The organism is Azospirillum rugosum, from assembly GCF_017876155.1.
Taxonomy (GTDB): Bacteria; Pseudomonadota; Alphaproteobacteria; order Azospirillales; family Azospirillaceae; genus Azospirillum; species Azospirillum rugosum.
The window spans coordinates 95,959-119,749 of record NZ_JAGINP010000010.1; the positions used below are offsets into that span (position 1 = coordinate 95,959).

The 23,791-nt window shown below is 68.1% G+C and carries 21 protein-coding genes; 3 read left to right on the forward strand and 18 right to left on the reverse strand.

Translation table 11 applies throughout. From position 1 onward, the window contains the following. Positions 1-50: 50 nt before the first annotated feature. The 15 genes from J2851_RS15175 to J2851_RS15245 all read right to left on the reverse strand — a co-directional run bounded on the left by J2851_RS15175 (position 51) and on the right by J2851_RS15245 (position 17,128). Positions 51-791, reverse strand: a complete 741-nt coding sequence (locus J2851_RS15175; RefSeq protein ID WP_209767213.1) for a DUF928 domain-containing protein — start codon at positions 789-791, stop codon at positions 51-53. Then, positions 788-2,848 (reverse strand): CHASE2 domain-containing protein, encoded by a 2,061-nt coding sequence (locus tag J2851_RS15180; RefSeq protein ID WP_209767214.1) that lies wholly within the window; start codon positions 2,846-2,848, stop codon positions 788-790. The genes J2851_RS15175 and J2851_RS15180 overlap by 4 nt, the downstream gene beginning before the upstream one ends. Then, positions 2,845-5,022: a CHAT domain-containing protein gene (locus tag J2851_RS15185; protein WP_209767216.1), complete on the reverse strand. Its 2,178-nt coding sequence runs from the start codon at positions 5,020-5,022 to the stop codon at positions 2,845-2,847. Before J2851_RS15185 ends, J2851_RS15180 begins: the two co-directional genes overlap by 4 nt. A gap of 227 nt (positions 5,023-5,249) precedes the next feature. Continuing rightward, on the reverse strand, positions 5,250-5,846 hold the full coding sequence (locus tag J2851_RS36560) for a calcium-binding protein (protein ID WP_209767218.1): 597 nt from the start codon (positions 5,844-5,846) through the stop codon (positions 5,250-5,252). 258 nt (positions 5,847-6,104) lie between these two features. Then, positions 6,105-6,566 (reverse strand): winged helix-turn-helix domain-containing protein, encoded by a 462-nt coding sequence (locus J2851_RS15195; protein WP_209767219.1) that lies wholly within the window; start codon positions 6,564-6,566, stop codon positions 6,105-6,107. 436 nt (positions 6,567-7,002) lie between these two features. After that, positions 7,003-8,589 carry a DHA2 family efflux MFS transporter permease subunit gene (locus J2851_RS15200; RefSeq protein WP_209767221.1) on the reverse strand — a complete coding sequence of 529 codons (1,587 nt, stop codon included), beginning with the start codon at positions 8,587-8,589 and terminating at the stop codon, positions 7,003-7,005. Beyond that, positions 8,586-9,647: an HlyD family secretion protein gene (locus J2851_RS15205; protein ID WP_209767222.1), complete on the reverse strand. Its 1,062-nt coding sequence runs from the start codon at positions 9,645-9,647 to the stop codon at positions 8,586-8,588. Before J2851_RS15205 ends, J2851_RS15200 begins: the two co-directional genes overlap by 4 nt. 439 nt (positions 9,648-10,086) lie before the next feature. After that, a complete protein-coding gene (locus J2851_RS15210) occupies positions 10,087-11,037 on the reverse strand; it encodes an acyltransferase domain-containing protein (protein WP_209767224.1) in 951 nt (316 codons plus the stop codon). Further along, entirely contained in the window at positions 11,037-11,918 is an 882-nt protein-coding gene (mdcB, locus tag J2851_RS15215) for a triphosphoribosyl-dephospho-CoA synthase MdcB (RefSeq protein ID WP_343206576.1), read from the reverse strand. Before mdcB ends, J2851_RS15210 begins: the two co-directional genes overlap by 1 nt. 23 nt (positions 11,919-11,941) lie before the next feature. Continuing rightward, positions 11,942-12,571 (reverse strand): malonate decarboxylase holo-[acyl-carrier-protein] synthase, encoded by a 630-nt coding sequence (mdcG, locus tag J2851_RS15220; protein WP_343206577.1) that lies wholly within the window; start codon positions 12,569-12,571, stop codon positions 11,942-11,944. 31 nt (positions 12,572-12,602) lie between these two features. Then, on the reverse strand, positions 12,603-13,343 hold the full coding sequence (locus J2851_RS15225) for a biotin-independent malonate decarboxylase subunit gamma (RefSeq protein ID WP_209767229.1): 741 nt from the start codon (positions 13,341-13,343) through the stop codon (positions 12,603-12,605). Further along, on the reverse strand, positions 13,330-14,268 hold the full coding sequence (locus J2851_RS15230) for a biotin-independent malonate decarboxylase subunit beta (RefSeq protein ID WP_246500671.1): 939 nt from the start codon (positions 14,266-14,268) through the stop codon (positions 13,330-13,332). Before J2851_RS15230 ends, J2851_RS15225 begins: the two co-directional genes overlap by 14 nt. Further along, positions 14,265-14,579 (reverse strand): malonate decarboxylase acyl carrier protein, encoded by a 315-nt coding sequence (gene mdcC / locus J2851_RS15235; RefSeq protein WP_209767230.1) that lies wholly within the window; start codon positions 14,577-14,579, stop codon positions 14,265-14,267. The genes J2851_RS15230 and mdcC overlap by 4 nt, the downstream gene beginning before the upstream one ends. A gap of 9 nt (positions 14,580-14,588) precedes the next feature. After that, positions 14,589-16,259, reverse strand: a complete 1,671-nt coding sequence (gene mdcA, locus J2851_RS15240) for a malonate decarboxylase subunit alpha (RefSeq protein ID WP_209767232.1) — start codon at positions 16,257-16,259, stop codon at positions 14,589-14,591. A 68-nt stretch (positions 16,260-16,327) separates the two neighbouring features. Next, positions 16,328-17,128, reverse strand: coding sequence for an alpha/beta hydrolase (locus tag J2851_RS15245; protein WP_209767234.1), 801 nt, complete (start codon positions 17,126-17,128; stop codon positions 16,328-16,330). A 432-nt stretch (positions 17,129-17,560) separates the two neighbouring features. Between J2851_RS15245 and J2851_RS15250 the strand changes: the two genes are divergently transcribed. Next, a complete protein-coding gene (locus tag J2851_RS15250) occupies positions 17,561-18,511 on the forward strand; it encodes an AEC family transporter (RefSeq protein WP_209767235.1) in 951 nt (316 codons plus the stop codon). A gap of 229 nt (positions 18,512-18,740) precedes the next feature. Beyond that, the gene (locus J2851_RS15255; RefSeq protein WP_209767236.1) at positions 18,741-19,004 is read left to right on the forward strand and encodes a hypothetical protein; all 264 of its coding nucleotides are present in this window, start codon (positions 18,741-18,743) and stop codon (positions 19,002-19,004) included. Positions 19,005-19,325: 321 nt separating this feature from the next. Here the strand turns inward: J2851_RS15255 and J2851_RS15260 are convergent, their stop codons facing one another. Next, the gene (locus J2851_RS15260) at positions 19,326-19,736 is read right to left on the reverse strand and encodes a hypothetical protein (protein ID WP_209767237.1); all 411 of its coding nucleotides are present in this window, start codon (positions 19,734-19,736) and stop codon (positions 19,326-19,328) included. 208 nt (positions 19,737-19,944) lie between these two features. Next, the gene (locus tag J2851_RS15265; RefSeq protein ID WP_209767238.1) at positions 19,945-21,780 is read right to left on the reverse strand and encodes a cation:proton antiporter domain-containing protein; all 1,836 of its coding nucleotides are present in this window, start codon (positions 21,778-21,780) and stop codon (positions 19,945-19,947) included. Between the two features lie 206 nt (positions 21,781-21,986). Between J2851_RS15265 and J2851_RS15270 the strand changes: the two genes are divergently transcribed. Continuing rightward, on the forward strand, positions 21,987-22,124 hold the full coding sequence (locus J2851_RS15270; protein ID WP_209767239.1) for a hypothetical protein: 138 nt from the start codon (positions 21,987-21,989) through the stop codon (positions 22,122-22,124). 49 nt (positions 22,125-22,173) lie between these two features. Here J2851_RS15270 and J2851_RS15275 read toward each other — a convergent pair whose 3' ends face one another. Further along, positions 22,174-23,475: an FAD-dependent oxidoreductase gene (locus tag J2851_RS15275; RefSeq protein WP_209767240.1), complete on the reverse strand. Its 1,302-nt coding sequence runs from the start codon at positions 23,473-23,475 to the stop codon at positions 22,174-22,176. Positions 23,476-23,791 lie beyond the last annotated feature (316 nt).

Genomic DNA, 23,791 nt, shown 5'->3' on the forward strand with positions numbered 1-23,791 from the left:
CACCTGTGCAACACCACGCGTTTTCATGTTTCATGGTGTTGCACGGTGTTTCATCCGCCCCTGCCGCCCTGCCGGTCGAAGGCGGCCGGCTCGCGCAGGCCCACCTGGTCGAGCAGGGTGGCGCGCATGGTCCGCAGACCGGTGTCGCCGGGCTGGCGCGCGATGGCGCGGGACAGCACGGCAAGCGCGTCGTACCAGTAGCCCTGCGCGGCCAGCTGGTTGGCCGCCGTGGCCGGGGACGCGCGATCCGGGGCCTTGCCCGTCCCCGGCTGGTAAAGGATCAGGCCCGAGGCCAGGACGTCGCCGGAGCGCTGCGCCGGATCGACCTGCAGGGCCACCGACCAGCGGTAGAGCCGTCCCGGCTCCAGCTTCACCTTGTGCTGGGCAAGCTCGACCGCGTTGATCCCCGGAGGAGGGGCGCGCAGGGTCAGGTCCAGCAGCGGCGGGCGGCCCAGCATTTCCGCCGTATCGACGACGACCTGGACCGGCCCCTTCGCGGGCGCGCCCAGGTACCACAGCAGGGTCGGCTGCGGCGAGGCGGTCAGGCCCGGATGGTCGGGGGCCAGCACCTCCAGGCTGGGCATCCCGGTGCCGGGACCCCGCGTGCTGCCGCCGATCCGCCCGGCCGGCGCGCCGCGCGCCGGAGGGACGTAAACGATGCCGGCCGTGGGGACCGCGGCCTCCTGCGTGCCGCTGCGTTGCGGCGTCGCCGTTTGGGCAAAGCCCGGCGGGCCGGCGAAGAGCATGGCGGTTGCGGCGAGCGTCGCCGCCAAGATCGGATGACGCGTCATCCCGTGGCTCCTTTCTCGCGCGGGCCGGCGAGTGGGCCGGCCTTGTCGGATGTTGGCTTTTCGGATGTTGGCTTTTCGGATATTAGGGGGGCGGAACCCGCCGGCGCTGTGATCCGCTCCACGCCGCCCGGCTCCTGGCCGCCCAGCCCTCTGTCTTCCGCCATGGATCCGCCGGGCACGGCTTCGCCGAGGATGACGTGAACGCCAACCTTGCGGTCCTTGCCCTTCAGCGGGACCTCGCCGACCGCCGCCCCACGGAAGGCGCCGCGCAGCCGTTCCCAGGTCGGATCGCCGACCAGGATCCGGCACGGCCGGCCGGGCACGTCCGTCCCCACCGTCTTGGCAAGGGCTTCCAGGCGGGCCGCCGTGTTCACGGCGTCTCCGGTCAGGGAATATTCCATGTGGCCCGGCGCGCCGATGCTGCCGGCCACCATGGGGCCGGTGTAGATGCCGACCCGGATGCCGGCCGGCGGCAGGCCCTGCTTGGCCCAACCCGCGTTCAGGCGGGCGAGCACGTCGGCCATGGCGAGCGCCGCGCAGACGGCGTTGACCGCGTCGCGGTCGATCTCCTCCTCCGTCCCGCGCGGCACCGGGACGCCGAAGACGGACAGGATCGCGTCGCCGACGAAGCGCAGGGGCAGGCCGCCGTGGTTCTGGATGACCGGCACCATGGCGCCCATGTAGTCGTGCAGCCAAGCGTCCAGCTCCTCCGGCTCCATCTTCTCGGAAATGGGGGTGAAGTTGGCGACGTCGGAGAAGAGAACGGTGGCCGTCAGCCGCTGCGGCCGGGGGCGCCCGCCGTCCATGAACAGGTGGCGCTGCTCCCACAGGTCCTGCGCGACCGGCCCCGGCACGTGGCTGGCGAACAGCCGCATCAGCGCCTCCCGGTCGGCCCGTTCCTGCCGGGACAGGAAGGCGGTGACGAGGCCGAGCGCCAAGGCCCAGGACGCCAGCGGCGCTGCCAACGGCACCCACAGGGCGTGCGTCAGGGCCGCGAACCACAACCCGGACAGGGCAGCGGTTCCACCCACCAGAAGCAGCGCAAAGGCCGTCGGTCCATGCATCGCCAGCGCCAAAAGGGAGGCCGCCAGCCCGACGACGACCGTTACGGCGACCTCGGCGCCGTCCGGCAGGACCAGCATCGGCTTCGTTTCGCCCAGCGCCATGCGCAGAAGCTGGCTCGTGGCCTGCGCGTGCACCACGGCCCCGAAGGCGAAACCGGCGTCCACCGGCGTCCGGAAGTAGTCCTTCACGCTGTCGGCGGTGACCGCGACGAACACCAGCCGGCCGGCCAGCGCCTCGGCCGGGATGCGGCCGTCCAGCGCGTCCCGCACGGAAAAATCCCGGATGGGGCCGGGCCCCAGCGCATAGTCCAGCAGGAACTGGTACCCGCGGGCGTCCACTCCGCCGTAGCCGCCGTCGGTCGCCTCCAGCGGGCGGAGGGTGACGGCACCCAGCCGCAGGTGTGCGGGGTCCGCCGGGTCGGGTCGGGGGACAATTCCCTGATGCCTGAGCAGGCGCAGCGCCATGACCATGGACAGCGCGGTGGCGTGCTGCCCGGAGCCGTCGTCGACGAACAGCAGGCTGCGGCGGACGACCCCGTCGGGGTCCACGAGGATGTCGGAAAAGCCGATCCGGTCCGGCGTCGCCAGCGCCGACGGAGCGGGAATGGCGCCGCCGGCTTCCGATGCCTGGCGGTTGACCCAGACGATGTCCGGGTTCGCCCGCAGCGCTTGCTCCAACTCTCCCTTTCCGTCGCCGATGGGCCAGTTGCGGTAGATGTCCACGCCAATGGCCGCCGGCTTCGCCGCGGACAAGGCGTTCAGCAGGTTGGCGAGCTGCGCGTCGGACAGCGGCCAGCCCAGCGCCGCCAAGTCGGCCTCCCGGGCGCCGACCAGCACGATGCGCTCGTCCACCGCCGGCCGGGCGCGCGACCTCAGGCCGGCGTCGTAGGCCAGCAGGTCGAGCGGCTGCAGCCAGCCCATAAGGTGCAGCAGGGCCACCGCCAGGACCGCGGCCTGCCCGATCAGCAGGGAAGGGAGGATGCGGTCCCTCATAGCCAGTTCCCGATCAGCAGAAAGGCGGCCCAGTAGCCCGGGTGCTGGTAGCGCAGGTCCTTCAGCATGGCGAGTTGGGCTTGGCGCAGCGCCTCGGCTTTGCCCAGCCCTCCCGCGGCGAGCCGGCGATAGAAATCGGCGATCAACTGGGAGGACGCCTGGTCGTTGATGAACCACAGGGACGCGAGCGCGCTGCGTGCCCCCGCCTTGATCGCCACTCCGGCAAGCCCCAGCGCCGCGCGGTCGTCGCCGGCCGCGGTCTGGCAGGCGCTGAGGGTCAGCAACTCGACCGGCTCTTCCCGGTACTGGCTCAACTTCACGAAGCGCTCCAACTGGTCCATGCTGAGCCGCCCGTCGTAGGCCAGGATGTAGCTGTCGCGCGCCTCCGGCTCGAATTTGCCATGCGAGGCGATGTGGACGATGGAGTAGGGCGCAGCGTTGAGTTCCCGGCCGACCCGCTCGATCATGAAGGAGCGGTTTTCGAGGATCGTTCCTCCCAGCGTGCCGTGTATGGTGGCGATCTCGGACTCTACGAAGGGCAGTGGCGGGAATCCCTGCACGCTTTCCGTCAAGCCGGCCAGCAGAAGTTCGGCCTGTTGAACGGTCAGCGGTTTCGGCTCCATGAGGCTGAGGCCAGGGGTCACCGCCAGCGCGTAGCGCTCCACGAGGAAGCCGTTCCCGTCGTGGACAGCCGCGAGAGGAACGCTGCGCAGAGGACCGTCCGGGACGAGGACCAGCGTGTTCACCCCGCGCCTGTCCAGCAGCGGCGCCAGCGGCCGAACCAGCCAATCGTACAAGGTCCGGGCGTCGCTCAGGAAAAGGGAGCTGGTCCGCTGCTCCAACCGCCGGCGGAAATTGGTCGCCACCGCGCCGATTTCGGCAGCGCCGACCGGGACGGTGGCTTGGTGAAGCCCGTCGGAGAGGCTGAGCAGCAGTTCCAACCGGTCGGGAAGCAGTATGGGGTAGAGAACGGCGGTGCCGGGGGCCAGAGGGTCGATGGCCTTGACCTTGGCCTTCAACGCCGCGACGCAGTCGTCCTGGAAATAGTCCTCCAGTTCCGCCGCCTTCAGCTGCTCCAGGGCGTCGCGGGCGGCGACGAGGTGTTTTTGCGCCTGTGGCGTGCCCCTCAGGACGGAGGCCTGACGAAGCCGAAGGTCGGCGAATTCCAGGTAGACCGGCCCGATGGCCTCGCGGAATGCGGAACCATAGCCGCCGTAGGCGCGCAGCAGGTCGGAGCGAACGCGGCGGATGGCGGCGATCGCGGCATCATAGGACGCCAAGGCATCGCCAGTTCGGCCCTGGCTCCGGTGGAGCCGTCCCGCTTGCCAATGCCAGCGGAAGAGCAGGTCCGCGGCCATGATTTCCTGGGCCAGGAAAACCGCCTCGCGCGTCAGGGCGAGCGCATCGTCCGGGCGCCCTAGGCGTTCGTACAGCGTCCCCAGATAGCCGCGCGCGGCCGACAGCGTGCGCCGGTCACCGATGGATCGCGCCAACGTCGCGGCTTTCTCAAGGGAGTCGCGGCAACGGCGGACCAGGTCGCTGCGGTTCTGCCGCGCCGAAGCCTGCACGTTCATCAGGGCGACGCCGTGGGCGACGAGCAGGAAAGCCTTCCGATGGTCATCGGGAAGCGCCGCGAGATCCGCCTCCGCCTCCCTGAGCAAGGTTTCCGCCTCCGCCGGTGCGTCCGTGGCGGCAAGCCGGCGGGCGGCGTTGATGCCGGCCGTCGCGGCAAGGGCCGGATCGCCCGCACGCCGCGCCAGCGTGGCGCTCTGCCGCAAGGCATCCACGGCATCCGGCATGTCGCGCAACCGACCCAGCGTGTTGAGCGCCGCTGCCCGGGTGCGCTCCTGACCCGGCTTTGCCCGGGCGATGAGTTGGTCGAGCGTGTGGGCCCATTGCGCGCGGGCCCGGCTGTCCAAGGTGCCCGCGGTGGCGACGTCCGCCACGGCGGCGTCGATGGCCGCGAGGAGGGAAGCGTCGCCCGCCTGTTCCGCCAGACGCCGCGCTTCGGACAATTCAGCCAGGGATTGCGTGATCTTGCCGGCGGCCCGGTGCGCCTCGGCCCGTCGCGCAAGCGCGTCGGCCGCTGCCGCCATGTCCTCGGCATGGGGCGTCTCTGTTGCCAGCGGGACAAGGACCGCCAGCGCGCATCCCAGCAGAGAGGCCCGGTTCATGGGCATCCCTCCCCAATAGCCGATCGGCGGGACAGGGGCCGCCTGAAACCCAGTGTACGCTTCAACGACGCGGTCTCGACACCGCGCAGAGGCGGGTGGAATTCAGCCTTTTGGTCAATGCCTGACCCCGGGCCCGACCCCGGGTCTGGGGATGGGCAAGAAAGAGGCCCCGCGCGGAACGCGCGGGGCCGGAGTTTCCCACCACAAACCCTGAGAGACCAGGGTGATCAGCCCAGGAGCGCCTCCACCGCGGTGGTGTAGAAGGACGCCTCGTCGCTGTAGGGGGCGGTGACGACGGCATCGGCGGGCAGTTCGGACAGCGCCACGCCCTGCAGCAGCACCGCGTTGCCGCCGCCGAAGTCCACCACCGTGCCGTCGGCGTTCTGGCTGAGCACGGGCTCGCCGGTGCCGTTCATATCGGCCGACACAATGAGGGTGTCCTCACCCGGCGTGAAGTCGGTGATGGTGTCCACGCCGCTGCCGGCCTCGAACACGAACCAGTCCACGCCGGCCCCGCCGGTCAACGTGTCGTTGCCGACACCACCCCACAGGTCGTCGAACCCCGCCCCGCTGACCAGCGCGTCGTCCCCGGCGTCACCGAACAGGCGGTTCCACGTGCCTTCGGTGTCGGCTTCCACCCCGGTGCCAGGGTTGTTGATGTAGGTATCGGCGTAGAGCGTGTCATTGCCGGCGTTGCCGTGAATGGTGTCGGCGCCACCCGCGCCGAAGATTTCATCGTTTCCGCCAAGTCCTCCGAATGTATCGTCGACAGACGTGCCCCGCAACATGTCGGCCCCTTCCGTCGCATTCGCAATGATGGTCACTGTAACCTCCTTTGATGATGTGGCCGGGCATTGGCCGGTAAGGAGGATTAAAGCCGAAGCAACGCTCCGGTTATGTTCGCGTGATCACCGGGAAGACGTGTTTTTTGTTATTTTATTTCTTTTTTCGTCTTGAGAGGGTTTTCGGCGCCGCTGTCGCAAGGGTGCGGTTCAGTCGCCGACGTCCCGGGTTCAGTACCCTCGTGTCGGCGGAAGCGGCAATTCGCGACAGCGCCGGACGGCGAAACCCTAACGCGGATTTTAAGCCCGGGCCGGCAGCCCATGATGGTCGCGGGTGGAAACCCGGGCCACCGTTTCCACGAACTTGTATCCACGCCCCGACACATTGACGATGAAGCCTGTCGCGTCGCCATGCGCGCCGAGCACCCGGCGGATGCTGGCGATCTGCACCCGCAGATTAGCCTCGTCCACGAAAGTGGACGGCCAGGCGAGGGTCAGCAGATCATCCTTGGAAACCAGATCGCCGGCGCGCCGCACCAGTTCGTGCAGGATTGCGAAGGCCCGGCTGCCGATGGTGACCGGCACGCCGTCGTGCAGGAGCAGGTGCCGCCGCGGCACAAGGACAAAAGCCCCGAACGCGAAGCCATCCCGATCCAGCGCTTGCGACCGGCCCACGTTCATGGGCGTCTCAGCCGAAAGCAGACCCGCGACCTGGGTGGACAGTCCAAATTGAACGGAAATATTGGCGCTGTTCCAAAGCATCGGGCTCTTCCTTCTGCAATCACGTGGGCGGCATCGCCAACGGCTGGCCTTATCATGCGTCAGGTAGGCGAAGGAAAACCATCACACGGCTGTCGGGCCGGTCCCTGACTTGATGCTGGCGTCCCCTGTTCCAAGGTACAGGGCGGCAGTGGCGCAAGCGTCGGCGTGACGAAGCGCCATCCCCGGCGCCTAAGCTCCGCCGTCCACGCTGAACGGCGCAAGACCGAGTGCACTGTTCGAGCCTGCACAACTCTTGACCTCTTCAAGGAGGACCCGGCAGATGCAGGCAATGTCCGTCGTTTTCCCCTTTCTCCCCGCCGGCCGATCCTGAAGGACGGCCGCGAGCGATGGCCATTCCTCCCCCTTTCCCCATCCGACCTTCGACACGCGGCGAGCGGACTGCTCGTGACGCACTGGTGCGGCCAACGTGGTCCCGTCAACGGCGAACGTTGCGCAGCGCCAACGCCAGCGGCACGATGGCCGCGGAAATCACCATCAACGCGAAGAACACGTCGATGTAGGCCCACAATCCGGCCTGCATCTGAATTTGCTGGCCGATGTAGGCGATGGCCTGCCCAGGCGCCGCCGCCCCACTTCCGGCCGCCCCGAAATAGTCCGCCACGGACTGCAGCGTGGTCTGGTAGTTCGGGTTGGACGGCACCACGTGCTCGACCAGCCGGCTCTGGTGGAACTGTGCACGGTAGGCCAGGACGTTGGCGGCGATGGACACGCCGATGGAGCCGCCGACGTTGCGCGCCACATTGATCATCGCCGAGGCCTGATCGGTCTTGTCCGGCGGAATGCCGTCGTAGGACACCGTGGTGATGGGGATGAAGATCAGCGGCAGGCCAAACCCGATGAAGATGCGCGACCAGGCGAAGAACCAGAAGGTCGCGTCGGCGTAGAGGTTGGTCAGGTCCCACATCGCCAGCGCCGCGACCGCGCCGCCGGCCGCGATCAGGTACTTGGGCTGCACCACGCCGGTCAGGCGGCCGACGACGAACATCATCGTCATGGTGACCAGCCCGCCCGGCGACAGCGCCAGCCCGGCCCAGGTCGCCGTGTAGCCGTAATATTGCTGGAGCAGCTCGGGCAGGAACTGCGTCGTCGCGATCAGGATGGCGCCGGTCGCCATCATCACCAGGAAGCAGGAGCCGAACTGCCGCGTGGCGATCATGCGGAGGTCCATCACCGGGTTCTTCCGCGTCAGCTCCCACGGGATCATCAGGCAGAAGCAGGCCACGCAGATGATCGTGAAGACGATGATGAAGGTGGAGCCGAACCAGTCCTCCGTCTGGCCGCGGTCGAGCACCATCTCCAGCGAGCCCAGGAAACCGGCGACCAGCAGGAAGCCGACGACGTCCAGCCGGATGCCCTGGCGCTTCAGCTTCTCCCGTTCCTCGATGGCCGATTTCGGCTCCTGCACGAAGAGGGTGACCAGCGTGCAGGCCAGCAAGCCGACCGGGCCGTTGATCAGGAAGCACCAGTGCCATGAGTAGTTGTCCGACAGCCAGCCGCCCAGCGTCGGCCCGACCACCGGGGCCACCACGACGGCCACGCCGAAGATGGCGAAGGCCTGCCCGCGCTTGGCCGGCGGGAAGGAGTCGGCAAGGATCGACTGCGAGATGGGCACCATGCCGCCCCCCGCGAAGCCCTGCAGGATGCGGAAGACCAGCAGCGATTCCAGGTTCCAGGCGAAGCCGCACAGGACCGAACTGACGGTGAACAGCCCCAGGCAGCCGAGATAGAAGCGCTTGCGCCCGTAGCGCTTGGCGATGAAGCTGCTGACCGTCAGCACGATGGCGTTGGCGACCAGATAGGTCGTCACCACCCAGGAGGCCTCGTCCGTGTTGATCGCCAGGCTGCCGGAGATGTAGCGCAGCGCCACGTTGGCGATGGTGGTGTCCAGCACCTCCATGAAGGTGGCGATGGACACGACGACCGCGATCAGCCACGGGTTGTGCGTTCCCGCCGCGCTCTGCGACCGGTCGAAGCCGTCGGCGGTGATGGCCCCGGCGCTCATCGCACGGTCACCGTGGGCACCACGGACATGCCGGGGCCGATGGCGACGTCGGTCGGCCAATTCCCGACCCCGATCTTCACCGGAATGCGCTGGACCACCTTGATGTAGTTGCCGGTCGCGTTCTCCGCCGGCAGCAGCGAGAAGGCGGTGCCGGAACCGGGCTGGACGCTCTCGACATGCCCGGTGATCGTGTGATCCGGGTAGGCGTCGATCCGGATGTCCACCGGCTGGCCGGGGCGCATGTCGGTGATCTGCGTTTCCTTGAAGTTCGCGGTCACCCAGATGTCGTCGGGCACGAACATGGACAGGCTCTGTCCCGGCTGGACATACTCGCCCTTGGCGCCGCTCAACCGCACCACGCGCCCGGGCTGGGCAGCGGTGACGCTGGTGTAGGACAGGTTCAGCTCCGCCTGGTCCACCTGGGCCTTGGCCTGAGCCAGTTCCGCCACCGCGCTCGCCCGCTGCGCCTCCAGGCTGCCGACCTGCAACTGCGCCGCCGTCAGCGCCGCCTTGGCGTGGGCGAGATTGGCCTGCTGCTGCTTCAAATTGGACGCGGATTGCTGGTACTGCTGCACGGAGCCGTTGCCGCGGGATTTCAGATCCTCGTAACGGGCAGCGTCCTCCTCGGCAAAGCGCAGCGCGGCTTGGGTCTGGTCGATCTGCGCCTGCGCCTCGTCCACCTGTGCGTGCTGCGCGGCAATCTGCGCCTCGACGTTCTGGATGGACGCCTGGGCGGAATTGAACTGCGCCTGCGCTTGGTCGAGTGCCGTGCGGTAGTCGCGTTGATCGATCGTGAAGAGAGTGGCGCCGGCCTCCACATGCTGGTTGTCCGTGACCGCAACGTCGGTGACGTAGCCCGGCACCTTCGGCGCGATGGAGAACTGGCGCGCGTCCACGAAGGCATCGTCGGTCGATTCATAGGGCCGGATGTCGGCGCGCCAGTAGGCATAGCCGCCCGCCACCGTCGCCGCGATCAGGACAAGCCCCATGCCGGCCGCCAGCGGGTGCCGCCGGAGGACGCCGGGCTTCGCACGGCTGTCCGAAGTTTCACGATCCACCAACGCGTTCGGCCGTGACGACGTGTCCGGTTCGACGGGGTCAATGGCGGGCGCTGTGCGAGCATCCTCGCGTACATACATGTCGGGCATGGGGATCTCCGGCTGGGGGAAGGGCTGGCCGTGCAGGCTGGCGATGGTTCGACGCCGTGCGTCGGCGCTGTTCGCCGACCCGTTATGACGAAATGGCCAGAGATCCGTGAGTTAACCGATGTGAATTTTCGTAATGGAATCGCGTCTTTTGTCGGTTGGAAAGTCAATGGCCGGTGCTGGAGGACCTGTTCTTGAAGAGAGTGTCGATAGACCTAGGTATGATGTTCAGGGAAAGCCGCAACGGCGCACACCTGCACGCCAACGGCTGCCGCGTTCCATTGTGTCGAGCCAACGGCAATGGCTTTGCTGCACGGAGGAGCCGTCGGCTTGATTGGCGGGGGGGCGAACCTCAGGGACTGGTGTCGCGGGTGTCGTCGGCAGCGAGCCAGTGCCGGATGCCGTCCAGGGAATGGAAGTCGGTGACGCTGCGTGCACGGACGCCGGGCTCCGCGTCGGCGATCATGCGCGCCAGCGCATCCCCCGGCCCCAGCTCAAGCACGCGCTGCGGACGGGCAGCCACGCAGGCCGCCATGCAGGCGGCCCAATCGACGGTCTCCCGGATTTGCGTGGCGAGCTTGCGCAAGCCGGCCTCGACACGGACGACCGCCGCGCCGTCGATGCCGCTGATCAGCCGCACACCCACGGGCACCCGCGTTTCCACCGCCTGCCGCCGGAGAAGGTCCGCGAACCGGTCGCTGGCGTGGCGCAGCAGGGGCGTGTGCGACGCCACCCCGACGGGCAGCCTGACCGTGCGGGTTGCCCCGCGCTGCTGGGCGTCGGCCAGGGCCGGCTCCAGGTTGGTCACCGCGCCACCGACGAGGACATGCTGGGGGCCGTTGACGATGGCGATGTGGAGATCATGAGCCCGGCAGATTGCCTCGACCTCGGTGCGCGGCAGGCCGAGAATCGCGCCGAGGCCCGATGCGACGGGCGACGCCGCGTCCATCAGCGCGGCGCGCGCGGCTGTGAGTTCCAGGATGGTGTCCACGTCCATCATCCCGGCGATTCCCCAGGCGGCCAGTTCGCCGGCGCTGTAGCCCGCCACGATGATGGGCCGGATGGACGCGGGACCAAGCGCCGACCAGAAGGCCAGCGCCTGCGTGCAGCAGAGGATCTGGGCCACGTGGTTGGCGTGAAGATCGGCGCCGCTCGCCTGAAGAACGAAATCCCTCGGATCCCGGCCGCCAAGCACGCGCCGGGCCGCCGCGAAGACGGGTGCCGCTTCCGGTGCGTCGCCGACGAGGTCGAACATTCCCGCCGCCTGGGCGCCCTGTCCGGAGCAGAGGATGGCAATGCCCATCACGGGCCTCCCTCGACGAGGTCGAGGAAGACCGTCGCCGCAAGCAGGTCCGCGCAGCCGCCGGGGCTGAGGCGTCGCCGGACGAAGTCACGATGAACGGCCGCAGCCTGGACCACCCAGTCGCTTTGCCCGATGCCTCCATCCGCCAGAAAGCGCCGGGCCGCCTCGCGCGCGTCCTGCAATCCGGCAGCACCGCCGCGGTGGAGAAGGTTGGTGTCCTCAACGACGGCCAGCAGCGAGAAAAAGGCTTGGACGCGCGCGGCCTCCTCCCCGCCGGCGAGGGCGCGGCCGAGCCGCAACGCCGGCAACCCGACACGCCGGGCGTGGGGGAAGCCGGCGGCGGCTTCCATCCGCGCGCCGCCCGCTCCGAACCGGCGCAGGGCGCCGCTCCCGTGGCTGTGGAGGGGAATGGGGCCGCTCACGATCGCCTCCCCCCAGCGCTGCCGGACGATGTCGGTCAACGTCCCGGCGTGCAGACGCGGCCGGACGCCTTGCACCGGCCGCCATTCCGCCCAGGCCGCTCCGGCGGCCGCGCAGAGCAGCCCGACGCCGAAGATGGCACCCCGGTGGGTGTTCACCCCACCGGTGGCGTCGAGCATGGCCGCTTCCGCCTCCCGGCCGATCCGCCGAAGCCGGTCCATGTCCGCACCTTCGCCGCCGGCCTGCGCAAGGCGGCCGAAGTAGGGCCGGAGCGCCGCCGCGCTGCGCTGGAAGGTGGCGTGGTCCATGTCGTCGTGACTGCCCGTGTCGATGTGGCTGACCAGACCTGGCTTCGGCCATGTCTCCAGTTCGGCGGTGAGGGCGGCGCTGGCCAGGCCGCCCAGCCATTCCGCGATCACGACGGGTGTCTGGGGCGCCGGCCGTTCGGCCTTCCGCACCACGTTGCCAGTCCATGCCGCGGGTCTCAGGTGAAAAGGGTGCGCGCGCATCGAATGTCCGCTCCGTCCATGGATTTGACGAGCACGGCTCCGTCGGGGACGCGGAGTTCCCGGTGCAGTTCCCGCCAGTTCACGCCGCCTCCGTCCGCCAGGATGATTTCGCCATCGAGGCGGGCCGGGCCGGCGGCGTCCAATCGTTCAAGTGTGTCCAGCAGGACGCCGAGCGTTCCTGCGGGTGGCGTGGGCCAGACCAGGTCGATGTCCGATCCGGGGCGGAGGTAGGGCAGCCCGGTCACCTGTTGCCAGAGCAGGGCGCCGAAGAGCGCCGGCCGCAACGCCTGCCGTTCGCCGAAGGCAACCAGCTCTTCCAGTTGCGTCCGCCAGTGCGCCGGGGTCGTGCCCACCGCCCTGCTCAGGGGGACGGCGGCGACCGGTTCTGCCACCCAGTCGGCGGGGACGGACAAGGCGAGCCGCAGCTTCCCGCAGGACGGCGGAAGTGGGATCCCCACATCAATGCCGGCATCGATGCCGGCATCGCCGTCATCGGGACCGCGCCGCCGCACGACCACCGGCCAGCCCCGCTCCGCCCAGCCCGCGACGAGCCGGCGCGGCTCGCCGGTCAGGGTCTGGACAGCCGGTGACCGGGCCAGGATCACGTGCCACCGGTCCGGTTGCACCCGCAGCAAGTCATGACGCCGCCACATGGGCGCCCCCAGTGGCCTGGGCCGCCACACGCCGCACCAGATCGGCCGTCAGGCGCCGTCCGCCGCGCGCCGCACCGAGGGCGTCCCGGACGTCATGACCGGGAACATTCGCCAGGGTCGCTTCGAATTGGGCGTCGAGCGGCTGGCGCGGGTCCCAGACCTCCGCGACGGCGCCGACCTCGGCCATGGCGGCGAGACCGGGCGCGAAGACCGGAGTGGTCCGGGACAGCGCCCGCAGCGTGTCTTCCGGAAGCTTGGTGACGCGCGCCATCGACGGCAGGTCCATGACGGCGGGCTCCGCCCCGGGCAACGCCACGAGGATGTCCGTCGCCAGCGCCGTGGCCAGAAACGCGCCGGCGGCGGCCTTGCCGTAATTCAGCCCGACCGTTGGGTAACCGTGCCAACTGGCGAGCCGCAGGCATTTTGCGAGATGCGCCAGATACTCGTTGAGGCCGAGCATCTCGTCGCGGCGGGCCATGCGCTGGCCGCAGGTGTCCACCATCACCAGGATCGGCGCACCGTCGCCCGCCGCGATCACCCGCAGTACCCGCTCGGCCAGCGGCAGGACGCCCGCGATCCCCAGCGGCTCCCCATCGGCGATGCCGATCACCTGGACGGTGCCGCCGTTCCGGCGGCGGCCGGTTCCCAGGATCAGCCTGTCGGGGCCGGCCGCGACGTCGTGCCCGGCCGGAAACAGGTTCGCCAAGATGTCATCGAGCGTCATGGTCCATTCCTTTCACACCCGCGGCGATCGCGACGAAGGCCGCGTCGTCCATATCCCTCACGGCTTCGGGGTCGGCGATGCCGAGGATGCCCCACATCTCCACGGCGGATTCGCAGGCGCCAAACAGCGCATGGCGTTCCGCGAGCCGTTCCTGCTCGGCCTGCAGAGTCAGGAGGTCGAACGGCGGCGGGCTGTCGAGCAGGGCAAGGGCGGCCGCGCGAAAGCCGGTCATCGTGTCCTCGGCGTAGGCGTCGGCGCCGCCGATCAGGCGGCGGCTTCTGCCGCCCGTCACGCTCCACACCAGGGCCTTGTCCTGGGAGTCGAATTCCTCGACACCCTGGTTGGTCTCGATCACTTCCGGGCCCGTCACGCCGAGCCTCCCCTGTTCGGAGATCGCGATCCGGGAACAGGTCGCGGCGGTGAGGCCGGCACCGCCGAAGGCGCCGGCGCGGCCGCCCACAAGGGCGACGACCGCGACCCCGGCGCTCCGCGCCTCGACGATCGCGCGCATCACCTCCGCGACGGCGAGTTCGCCGGCGTTCGCCTCCTGAAGCCGCACTCCGCCGCTGTCCAGCAGCAGCAGGATGCTGCGCGGAAGGTCCGGATCGGCGATGGCCGCGCGGATCAGGCCGAGGAGCTTCCCCCCGCTGACTTCGGCGAAGGTCCCGCCCATGAACTGGCCTTCCTGCGCGGCGACCAGGACGTCCCGGCCATCCAGGCGGCCGCGGCCGACGATCATCCCGTCGTCGAAGGCGGCGGGAAGGTCGAATTGCGCCAGATGCGGGCTGCGGACGCGTTCGGACGGCGGAAGGAACTCCACGAAGCTGCCGGGATCGAGAATGCCGGTCAGCCGTTCGCGCGCGGACGCCAAGAACCAGCTCGCGGAGGCGACGGTCGCCTCGTTCCGGATCATCATGCCGGTCATCGGGTCGCCTCCATCAGGCGGGCGCCCTGCATCAGGCGGAGCGCCACCGTGTCCGGCCGGGCCCCGCTGTCGTTGATCGAAATGCGGAGCCCGCCGGGGGAGGCGCGTTCCACGAAGTCGGCGAGGACGGCCGTCCAGACCTCGTCGTAGCCGCGGACGGGCGTGGCGATCTCCACCGCGCATTCCGTGTCGGGCAGCGTCCGTTCGAGCAGGACTTCGAGGTTGCCGGACGCGACGACCCCGACGAGCGCGCGGCGCGCGTTTCCGGGCATCGGTGCGCGGGTCGTGTACCGCAGCGTGAGGGTTATCATCGCAGCCTCCTACCAGTTCCGGAATTTGCGCGGCGGGTCGTAGAGATTGCCCGACCAGCGCATCAGGTCCTTGATCGAGCGCGCCGCGAGCAGGCTCTTGTTCGCGTCGAGCGGATCGATCCCCAGATCCTCGGGCCGCCGGATCACCTTGCGCGCCCGCAGATCCTCGACCACCCGCCGGTCGCGGGCGCGGCCGACCGGCGTGTAGCCGGCAACGCCGCGGATCGCCTGCTCGCGTTCGTAGGCGGTGCGGCAGAGCAGGAGGTTGGCGATGCCCTCCTCCGTGACGATGTGGGTCACGTCGTCGCCGTAGATCATGACCGGCGGAAGGTCGAGGTGGAGCGTCTCGGCGAGCTGCACGCTGTCGAGCTGCTCGACGAAGGTCGGGTCGAGCTTGTCGCCGAAGGTCTCCACGATCTGGACGACCAGCTTTCGGCCGCGCGGCAGAGCCGGGGTCCCGTCCGCGGCTTCCCGTCCCGCCTTCATCCAGGCGTCGCTGGCGTGGCGCCGGCCATGCGGATCGGACCCCATGTTGGGGGCGCCGCCAAACCCCGCGATCCGGTCGCGCGTGACCGTCGAGCTGTTGCCCTGCGGATCGATCTGGAGGGTGGAGCCGATGAAGAGGTCCGTCGCGTAGAGGCCGGCCGCCTGGCAGTACAGGCGGTTCGACGCCATCGACCCGTCCCGGCCGGTGAAGAAGATGTCCGGGCGGGCGCGCATGTAGGCGTCCATGCCCACTTCCGATCCGAAGCTGTGGACCTGCTGCACCCAGCCCGTCTCGATCGCCGGGATGAGGGTAGGGTGCGGGTTCAGCGCGAAATGGGTCGCAATCCGTCCCTTCAGGCCGAACCGCTCGGCGTAGGTGGGCAACAGCAGCTCGATGGCCGCCGTGTTGAAGCCGATTCCGTGGTTCAGCCGGCGGACGCCGTATTCCTCGTAAATTCCCCGGATCGCCAGCATGGCCGTCAGGATCTGGGTTTCGGTGACCTGCGCCGGATCGCGCGTGAACAGGGGCTCGACGTAGAATGTCTCCGGTGCTTCGACCACGAAGTCGACGCGGTCGCCGGGCACGTCGACGCGCGGCACCTTGTCGACGAGTTCGTTGACCTGGGCGATGACGATGCCCTGCTTGAACGCCGTGGCCTCGATCACCACGGGGGAGTCTTCCGTGTTGGGCCCCATGTAGAGGTTGCCGTCGCGGTCGGCGCAGCGCGCGACCGTCAGCGCGACGTGCGGCGTCAGATCGACGAAATAGCGCGAGAACAGTTCGAGATAGGTGTGGATCGCGCCCAGCTCGATCGTCCCGCCGGCAAGGGCGCGGGCGAGGGCGGCACCCTGCGGTCCCGAATAGGAGAAGTCCAGCTTGCGGGCGATGCCGGCCTCGAACAGGTCGAGATGTTCGGCAAGGACGATGCCGGACTGCACGATGTGCAGATCGCGGAGAACGGTCGGGTCCGCCTGGGCGAGGCATCGCGCGAGGAAATCGGCCTGCTTCTGGTTGTCGCCTTCCAGGCAGACGCGGTCTCCCGGGCGGAGAACCGCTTCGAGCAGGCTGGTCGCGTCCTGGTGCGCGACCAGCTTGCCCCGTGCGAAACGGGCGGCAGAGGCCAGGCGCTGTTCACGGGATTGTCGTCCGGTGTCCCACGCGCGCGGCGACGGGACGTTCGGTTGAAGGTGCATGGATCGGATCTCCGGGCAGCGGGGAGGCATCGCCGCCGGTCCTTGGGGCGGCGACGCTCCCCATGGCCTCACTTCGTCGCCTCGCCGGCGTGCAGCGCGGCCTGTTCGATGACGGCGGCGACCTCCCTGGGGCGGGACTCGTAGACGGAGTGGCTCGCCCCCTTCAGGACGGTCGTGTGGCTGCCCGCGCGCTTGTAGTAGAAGCGCTCCAGATCGGGATTGATGATCTCGTCGGACCCGGCGACGATGCCCCAGCTCGGCTTGGTCCTCCACGCCGCGACGGTCAGCGGGGTCGAGAAGACGGAGGCGGCCGTCGGCATCTGCGACCGCGCTTCGAACCTCGCCTGCGCGGCCGGCAGGTCGGCCGCGAAATGCGATGGGAAGACAGCGGGTTGCAGATAGGTGTAGCCATCCGCCGTCTTGACGATGTCGCCCGGCTGCTTCTGCGTGACGCTGGGCATCGTCTTGCCCAGGGCCGCCTCGTCCTCGCCGACGTCCGGCGCGTGGGCGGCCACATAGACGAGCGCCGCCACCTTCGGATCGGCTCCCGCCTCGGTGACGACCGAACCGCCATAGCTGTGCGCCACCAGCACGCAGGGGCCGTTCTGTTCGGCGAGCACGCGCTTGGTGGCGGCGACGTCGTCCGCGAAACCGGTCAGGGGTTCCTGGACCATCGTCACGTGGAAGCCCTTCTTCGTCAGAATGTCGTAGACGGGGCGCCAGCCCGAGGCATCGACCCATGCGCCGTGCACAAGGACGATGTTCTTGATGGGCTCGTGCTTGACGGGCTGAGCCAGCGCGGCGGCCGGAATGGCCAGCGCGAGCAGAGGTGCGAGCAGTGCCGCGGAACGAATGCGGGAAGACGACATGGCGTTGCCTCACTTCAAACGGGTGGATGCCGATCGGTTTTTGCCGGGTGGCGGCACGCCCTGAATTGCATGCGACGAAACAAAGGACGAGTAAAAATCCGAAAATCCTTGAAAAAGTTCGATCAGAACAGAATGACGAAAACACGCCTTCAATATCATGGCATTATATTAAAAAAGACATTCGCCTCTTGCAGTGAGCATCGAACGGATTTGCATCACGATAATTTACAGGAATTTTCACATCGAGAACCGATCGCTCTGTACCTTGCCGGCACTCCGTCGAGAATGCATCGGGGGCTGCCATGGGGCAAATGACGCGTCCGAGCGACGGTTTGCTGCCCAAACCTCCGGAGCGCGTCCGCCGCCGGGGCACCAACGCCTTCGCGGCCGCCGAATCCTGTCCGTCATCCCCTGAGAAAGGGCTGTTCAGCCATGTCCAATGCAATTCCGCTGGCGTTGGCGCCGGTTTTCTTCGTCATGGCGCTGGGTTACGGCGCCGGGTGGTTCGGCATCGTCAACAAGGATCAGGTCAATGGACTCAACGCTCTCGTCATGGATTTCGCCTTGCCGGCTTCGCTGTTCGTAGCGACCGCTTCGACACGGCGAAGCGAGATGCTGGAGCAAGCGCCGCTCTTTGCGATCTTCGGCGCCGTCATGCTGATTCTGTATTTTCTGTGGTATGTGCTCGTGCGTTCGTCGTCTGACACCAACCCGACGGATGCGTCGCTTCAAGCCGTGACCATCGCCTTCCCAAATCTCGCAGGCGTCGGCCTGCCGATGGTGTCCGCAGTGCTGGGACCGACCGGCGCGGTGCCGGTGGCCGTCGCGCTGGCCGCCGGTTCCATCCTTGTCACCCCGCTCACGCTGATCGTTGTCGAAATGAATGGTCAGACGGGCAGCAATCCCGATGAGACGCCGAAGATTCGCATCGCCAGGGCACTGCGGCGTGCGCTGACCAAACCGGTCGTCCTGGGGCCTGCGCTCGGCATCCTGTTCTCGCTGTCGGGCCTGACCTTCGGTCCCGTCACGAAAGCGTGCCTGCAGTTGATCGGCCATGCCGCAGCCGGCGTGTCGCTGTTCCTGACCGGCTTGATCCTCGCGGGTCAATCGTTCCGGTTGGACTGGAAGGTCGTGGGCGCGACCGGAATGGCCGATGTCCTGCGACCGCTGCTGACCGCGGCCATCGTCTCCGTCCTCCCGATCCCGGCCGAGGTCGCCAAGATGGCCATCCTGCTCGCCGCCGTGCCGTCAGGGTTCTTCGGTATCCTGTTTGCCGTGAATTATCGTCTGGACTCCGCAACGGAAGGTTCGATGGTCATCGCGAGCACCGGATTCAGCGTCGTGACAATGGCCATCGCCATTGCCGTGCTTTTCGGTCATTGACCGGCATCGGTGCGGCGCCCGGGTTTCTGTTGCAGCGTTTGCGACGTTTCTCGTGCCGCCCGCAAAAACGCAGAAATAAAGCAGCATGGCCAGAATATCCTTGCGCCATGTCACCAAAGCTTCGCAGCGTCGCTTATATGAACAATACTATGTCGGAAGGTTGGCCCTCGTCACCTCCCGCTTCGCTTCCCCCTTCGCACCATGTCGATCGAGCCCCAGGAGACATCCAATGCTCTCACGCACCAGCAGCAGAAAAGTGACGTTCTCGCACCCCTTCGTGTTGACCGGGATCGACGGTGTGCAGCCGGCGGGAACCTACACCGTCGAAACCGATGAAGAACTGGTCGATGGCCTGTCCTTTCCGGTTTACCGGCGTGTCGCTACGGTGATCCTGCTGCCGGTGCGCGCCGGCGGTACGACCCTCGCCCAGGCCGCCACGATCGATCCCCTGGACTTGGAGCGAGCCGAGCAGGCCGACGCTGCCATCCGATAGAACGGTGCCGCGGGACAAGCGCTTCGCCGCGCCGGAATGGCACACCAACCCGGTCTACCGCACGCTCATTGCGCCGGGTGCTGGAAATCGGTGGCGTCCCCGGCGCGGCCGCGCAGGCATGGTGCGAGAAGGCCACCGCGCACAGCGGCAGCTGGTGGACGGACTGGACGTCATGGCTGGCAGAGCGGTCGGGTCGAAAAGGAAAGCCGCCGGCGCTGGGCAGTGCGACGCATCCCGCGCTCGCCGACGCGCCTGGCACCTATGTTCTGGCAAAGTAAGCTCGCACCGCCGCCCCGGTTCCCCGCGGATGCGAATGGGTGGTCAGGACCAGAAGCTCATCATCCCCCAGGCGACGAGCGCCGCCATGAGGAGAAGCAAAAACCACGGGTTGACGGTACCCGTGCGGCGGCTCCGGTCGACGACTTCGCCGTTCGGGGCCGTGGCGGACCCCCCTTCCGGCAAGAGTCTCACCAAGCGATCCGCCGTCGCGACAGCGTCCGGGGCTTCGGGCTGTTGGGCCGGAAGCCGGCGGAGGATGACGGCCAGTGCCGACGCCGCGGCGTCCCTTGGCAGCGCCGCCAAGCGGGCTGCCTCGGCCCAGGGATCGATGCCAAGCCGCGCCAGCGCGGAGAGAACGCTGAGGCGGCTTCCGTTCTCCTCCTCCCAGAGCGGGGCGGACAGGAACTCGTTCAAATCGGATTGGTGCAGGGTGTATTCAGAGCGCAACGGCATATCAACCTCCCGCGTATTTTTGTGATCTACTCCTATATAGGCATCAGCAGGGAAAAATCAGCATCGCGCTGGGAGCGGTTGATTGCGTTAGGCGATAGACTTTTTTAGGAAACTTTGTGGATTGGATTTTTCACGATTTATCCTGCTGATTGAACGGTGCGACGTTTATCTTTTGGCTTTCTTCCGGAGGGCTGTGCGGAGGTGCAGGTCAATCGGGTGGCGGTGCCTCGCCGCGGTGCTGGCGCAGTTCCGGCGCCCCACGCCAGGGCGCGCTGTGTCGTCGCTCGTAGACGCCGCCTTCGCCCGCAACCCGAACCTCCTGGACGACATCCCGCGCTCGGTCGCCCGAGGAACCGAGGCTGCGCAGGGCATAGTCCATCAGTCCGAAAGCGAGTTCGCGCTCCCCCACGATCGCCAGGCCCACGCCTTGCCTCTCCAGATCGGCGACCTCCGCGTCGCTGTGGGTCCGCACCGCCGTGTCGATGGTGGGGTTGATCCGGCGCGCGAGATCGAGAATGCGCGGTGTCTGATAGCCCTGGGGTGTGGCGACGACGATCAGCCGCGCCCGCCGGGTGCCGGCGGCCTCCAGAACGCCCGGCGTCGTCGCGTCCCCATAGACCGCCGGCACGCCGCGTTTGCGCAACGCCTCGACCCGCCGGCGGTTCTCGTCGATGACCACGATCGGCAGGTTCTGGCTTTTCAAGCCCTTGCCGACGACGCTGCCGACCCGTCCGTAACCGACGATGACCGCATGGTCCTGCGGGCCTTCGTGGGCCGGAGGCAGCACCGACAGGCTGTCGATTCTCCGGCGTTCAAGCCGGCCCAGCACGCCCGGCCTCCGCCGCAGCCAGCCGGAGAGACGGTCGAGGCCGGCGAACACCAGCGGATTGAGCGTGATCGAGAGCAGCGCGCCCGCGAGGATCAAGTCGCGTCCCTCCGGCGGCAGCAGCCCGAGCGTCACCCCGAGCCCGGCCAGGATGAACGAGAACTCCCCGACCTGCGCCAGGCTGGCCGACACGGTGAGGGCGGTCGAGGCCGGATAGCCGAACGCCATCACGATGCTGAACGCCGCCAGCGTTTTGCCGAGGACGATGACCAGGACGACGGCGAGCACGGCGAACGGTTCGCGGAAAAGGATCATCGGGTCGAACAGCATGCCGACCGAGACGAAGAACAGCACCGCGAAGGCGTCCTGAAGCGGCAACGCGTCGGCCGCGGCCTGATGGCTGAAGTCGCTCTCGCTCAAAACGACGCCGGCGAAGAAGGCCCCGAGAGCGAAGGAGACGCCGAACAGCTCGGACGAGCCGAAGGCGATGCCGAGCGCGGTCGCCAGCACCGAGAGCGTGAACAGCTCGCGCGAGCCGGTCCGGGCGACCTGCATCAGAAGCCACGGAATCGCGCGGGTGCCGACCACCAGCACGAGGGCCAGGAACGCCCCGACCTTGCCCAGCGTCAGCGCCAGGGTCACGGCCAGATCGCTGCCGCCAGTTTCGCCCGCCACGCCGCGCGGCGTCCCGCCGAGCACGCCCGCCAGGGCCGGCAACAGCACCAGAACCAGCACCATGGCGAGATCCTCGACGATGAGCCAGCCGACGGCGATCCGTCCGTTCGCCGAATCGAGGATGTTGCGCTCCTCAAGGGCGCGCAGCAGCACCACGGTGCTGGCAACCGAGAGCGCCAATCCGAACACCAGACCCGCGCCGAACGTCCAACCCCAGATGTGCGCGACGCCGACGCCCAGCGCCGTCGCCATCACGATCTGGCCGAGGGCACCGGGAATCGCGATGGCGCGGACGGCGAGCAGGTCCTTGATCGAGAAATGGAGTCCGACACCGAACATCAGGAGGATGACGCCGATCTCGGCGAGTTGGGATGCGAGCCCCTCGTCGGCAACGAAGCCGGGCGTGAAGGGGCCGGCCGCGACGCCGGCCAGCAGATAGCCGACGAGGGGAGACAACCGGAGCTTGCTGGCGAGAAGGCCGCCGAGGAAGGCGAGAACCAGGCCCACAACGATGGTGGCGATGAACGTCGTCTCATGCGGCATGACGATCCTTATCCGATCCCGGGCGGGAGGATTCCGCGATGGCGCCCGGCTCCGTCAGATATGGTGGTTGTTCGGCGACCGGTCGGTGCGATGCATGGCCTTACTGACGGCAACTGTTCGTCTGCGCCGTCGCGTGTGCCGTCGCGCGTCTCCATGTCCATTGGATGATGATAGAATATGGGCTTCGCTTTGATTTCGATGGCTGGATGGTCATCGACACCACGGTGGTGAACGGCGAACTGGCCGGTGAGGCGGTTCGGCGTGGTTTGTCCTTCGCTGAGGCGGAATATCTGGCGGAGTGTCTGACGCGGTATGTGGTCGATCTTCAGGCCAATCGGAACTGAAGGCGCCGGGCCGCCGGAGCGGCGACCGCTCCGGCCGACGTGGTTACCGTCACACCACCCTCGCGCCGCAGCAAGCATTCGGAGATGTGGGCAAGGGCTCCGCGTGGAAATCGCTGCTGCACACGCCGGTCTCGGGCAAGTCCAGCTGCACGTCATAGGCATCTTCAAGATCGCCCGCCAGGAAGGCGGCGATGGAGCGGACCTGCTCGTATCCGGTGGCCATCAGGAAGGTCGGCGCCCGACCGTAGCTTTTCATACCGACGGTGTAGAAACCCGGCTCCGGATGCGACAGCTCGCGCACGCCATGCGGCCTGACCGTGCCGCAGCTGTGCAGATTGGGGTCGATGAGCGGGCCAAGCGCCTCCGTGCATTCCAGCCACGGGTCCAGGCGGAGCCGCACCTCGCGTAGCGGCGCCAGATCCGGCCGCTGGCCGGTGGCTGCGATGATCTCGTCAATCTCCTCGATGCGCCGCCCATCGCCGCTCTCCAGGGCCACCGTGCCGCCCGTTTGCACGACCTTCGCCACGCGAAACCCGGTCACGAATTCAAGTGTCCCACTGGCTTGGAGGTTCCTGAGCGCCATTCCCAACGCTCCGCGCGCTGCCAGGGCATCGGCCTCACCGCCTCCGAAAATGCGCCGCAAGTCTGTACCGCGGACAGCCCACACCACCGTGGTCCCCGGCTCCTGCTCGGCCAAGCGCGCAAGGTCCAGGAGGGCGTTGGCGGCCGAATGGCCGGAGCCGACCACCACAGTCCGGCGACCGGCGTAGCGGCCCCGCGCACTCCCCAGAATGTCGGGGATGCCGTAATGGATGCGGTCGCCATGGGCCTGTTCCGCGATCGCCGGCAGGCCGGTGGCGCCCAGAGGATTGGGTGTCGCCCAGGTGCCGGACGCGTCGAGCACGGCATCGGCGAGGATCTCGCTCTCGCCCTCGGCGGTCGCCACGCGCACCACAAAGGGCGAAGCGTCGCGCCCGCCCGTCTTCACCTTGTCCATGTGCTGACGGCTGATGGCCACGACGCGGTGGTTGAAGCGAAGTCGGGGCGCCAGGTCCGGCAGGGCGGCCAAAGGCTCCAGATACCGCTCGACGATCTCACGCCCGGTCGGCAGCTCCTCGAGGTCCGGCGCTTCCCAACCGAAACGCTCGAGCAGCGTCCGGGCCACCTTGTCGATGTTGTACCGCCAGGGCGAGAAGACCCGCACGTGTCCCCAGTCACGCATGTTGGCCGCCACCGCCGGTGCCGCTTCCAGCACCAGCGGGGTCAGCCCGCGAGCCAGGAGATGAGCGGCGGCGGCCAGCCCGACCGGACCGGCGCCGATGACGACGATGGGATGCGCGGTGCTTGTCATCAGGTTTCTCCCGTTCGATGCCCAACAGTGGGGCCGCTGTTACCGTATTCCGGCAAATACCGTAATTGCGTGGCGCACCGGCGCCGCCGACGAACCTGTGGCGGCGCTAAGGCCATCGTGGTCGATGGTTCCGTGCCGTCACGCTTATTTCGATAATCATTGGAATATCAAGCCGGCAACGGCCAGTCAAGCCATATTACGGTAATTTTGGAAGAATGGGAATCGGCGGGCGCCGCACTCTTGCGGGCCGGGTGGTGTGCCAGACGGCTCCTCACGTCTGTCGTCGGATCGTCATGGCATAGGCCGAAATGTCAGC